This window comes from Streptomyces sp. SID12501 (genome assembly GCF_010550245.1).
GTDB lineage: Bacteria > Actinomycetota > Actinomycetes > Streptomycetales > Streptomycetaceae > Streptomyces.
Genome location: NZ_JAAGLU010000238.1, coordinates 1 through 644, shown reverse-complemented (window position 1 = coordinate 644; position 644 = coordinate 1). Strand labels below are relative to the sequence as shown.

Here is a 644-nt window from a genome sequence, read left to right as displayed (position 1 = left end):
CGGGTACCTGCGTGGTCCTGCCATGGTGGTGACTCCGTTTCGTTGTGTGGTGCGGGTGGCGGGGTGGGCGATCAGCCCTTGAGCGCCCCCGCCGTCATCCCGGCGACGAAGAATCGCTGGAAGCAGAGGAAGAGCACGAGGACGGGCAGGAGGGAGAAGAAGGACCCGATGATCAGCAGGTCGTAGTTGTTCCCGTACGGCGTGAGCAGGGTGTTCAGGCCGATGGGTAGCGTGAACTTCTCCGCGGAGCGCAGCACCAGCAGGGGCCACAGGAAGTTGTTCCACGTGACCATGCCGTTGAGGATCCCCATGGCGGCCAGCGCCGGCCGGGAGATGGGCAGGACGACCTTGAAGAAGATGCCGAACTCGGTGACGCCGTCGACACGGCCCGCCTCGAGCAGCCCCTTGGGAATCCCCGTGAAGTACTGCCGGAAGAAGAAGATCGTCACGGACGCCGCGAGGAACGGGAGGACGATGACGCCGTACGAGTCCGCCAGCCCGAGGTCGTTCACCATGACGTACAGCGGCAGCATCATGATCTCGAACGGCACGGTCATCAGGAGCAGCACCGCGATGAACGCCGCGGTCTTGCCCTTGAAGTCGTACATCGCGAACCCGTAGGCGACGAACGAGCTGACGAGCAG

1 protein-coding gene is annotated in these 644 nt (G+C 64.1%); it reads right to left on the bottom strand.

Annotation, left to right across the window (positions count from 1 at the left end):
* Window positions 1-71 precede the first annotated feature (71 nt).
* A partial coding sequence (locus G3I71_RS45475) for a carbohydrate ABC transporter permease (protein WP_164324799.1) occupies window positions 72-644 on the bottom strand: 573 nt, incomplete at its 5' end.